The organism is Pseudoxanthobacter sp., from assembly GCF_036822375.1.
Classification (GTDB): Bacteria; Pseudomonadota; Alphaproteobacteria; order Rhizobiales; family Segnochrobactraceae; genus Pseudoxanthobacter.
Genome location: NZ_DAISHT010000379.1, coordinates 1 through 1,593 on the forward strand (window position 1 = coordinate 1; position 1,593 = coordinate 1,593).

Genomic DNA, 1,593 nt, shown 5'->3' on the forward strand with positions numbered 1-1,593 from the left:
TGCATCACTCCGCCGCAGGCGACGGCCGCAGCGGGCGGTTTTCCTCCGGCTCACGGATCGCCTCGCGGAACGGCGCGGCCGGATAGACACCGAGCACCTTCAGTTCCGCGGAGAAGAATGCCAGTTCCTCGATGGCGAGCCTGACCGACGGGTCGTCGATGTGGCCTTCAACATCGGCGTAGAACTGGGTGGCGAAGAACTGGCCGGCAAGCTGATAGCTTTCCAGCTTGGTGATGTTGACGCCGTTGGTGGCGAAACCGCCGAGCGCCTTGTAGAGCGCCGCCGGCACGTTGCGCACCCGGAACAGAAGCGATGTCACGACCATGCCCTCGCCCACCGGCGGGCGGGTGGCCTCGCGCGAGAACACCACGAAGCGGGTGGTGTTGTGCTTCTCGTCTTCCACGTCCGGCAGCAGAATCTGCAGATCGTAGACCTTCGCAGCCAGCTTGGAGGCCAGCGCCCCGCGGCTGATATCGCCGGCCTGCGCGATCTCGCGGGCCGAACCGGCGGTATCGGCCCCCACCACCGGTTCCATGCCAAGGCCGCGCAGCCGCCGGCGGCACTGGCCGAGTGCCTGCACATGGCTCTGCACGGTGCGGATGTCGGAGAGCTTCGCGCCCTTCAGGCCCAGCAACTGGTGATGGATGGGCAGGAAATGCTCGCGGATGATGTAGGCATGGGCGGAGGGCAGCAGCGAGTGGATATCGGCCACCCGGCCGGCCACCGAATTCTCGATCGGGATCATGGCCAGATCGGCCGCGCCGGATTCCAGCGCGGCGAAGCAGTCCTCGAAGGTCGGGCACGGCACCGGCCATGCGTCGGGATAGACCTCCAGCACGGCGATGTGGGAATTGGCACCGGGTTCGCCCTGATAGGCGACGCGCAGCGGTTCGGACATGGGATGGCTCTTGATGGCAGCGGCCGGCCGGCGCCGCAACAAAAAGGGCGCACAGGCGGACCGGAGAAAACGGACAGGCCCCCGGCGCCCCGGCGCCGGGAAAGCGGACGGTTCGGTTCAGGCGGCGCCGGGACGCCGCCCGATAAATCGGGCGACATGGCGCGGCGGCACCGGCCAGCCGGATGAGCGGGCGCAGAAGACCGCACGGGCGGGAGAGGCCGGCGCGCTCATCGCTGCGCCCGGCCGCTGGAGGGGGCGAGCATCACGCGGGCGCGCTCAAGGTCTTCCGGCGTATCGACGCCGAACGGCACGGTATCGACCACCGCCACGTCGATGCGCATGCCGGCTTCCAGCGCGCGCAGCTGCTCCAGCTTCTCGCGCTTTTCCAGCCCGGACGGCGGCAGCGCAACGAAGCGCGCCAGCGCCTGCCGGCGATAGGCATAGAGCCCGATGTGATGATAGAGCGGCCCGTCACCATAAGGCGCCGTGGCACGGGTGAAATAGAGCGCGCGCAGCCGCCCGGGCGCCACGGCCGAACCCACCACCTTCACGACGTTCGGGTTGGTGCGCTCGTCGGCATGGGTAATCTCCGCCGTCAGCGTGCCGATATCCACCGCCGCATCGTCCAGCAGCGCCGCCGCGGCGCGGATCGGCTGCGGCTCGATGGTCGGCAGGTCGCCCTGCACGTTGACGAT

At 68.9% G+C, this 1,593-nt stretch carries 1 protein-coding gene and 1 pseudogene; both read right to left on the reverse strand.

All coding sequences use genetic code 11. The features are described 5' to 3' along the window. Positions 1-4: 4 nt before the first annotated feature. Positions 5-898 carry a prephenate dehydratase gene (locus V7067_RS17810; RefSeq protein ID WP_334177217.1) on the reverse strand — a complete coding sequence of 298 codons (894 nt, stop codon included), beginning with the start codon at positions 896-898 and terminating at the stop codon, positions 5-7. Between the two features lie 227 nt (positions 899-1,125). Next, a pseudogene (locus tag V7067_RS17815) lies at positions 1,126-1,593 on the reverse strand (3-deoxy-manno-octulosonate cytidylyltransferase); the annotation flags it as partial.

Coding starts and splice junctions, on each gene's coding strand:
- V7067_RS17810 (WP_334177217.1), bottom strand. CDS start 898: ATGTCCGAACCGCTGCGCGTCGCCTATCAGGGCGAACCCGGTGCCAAT.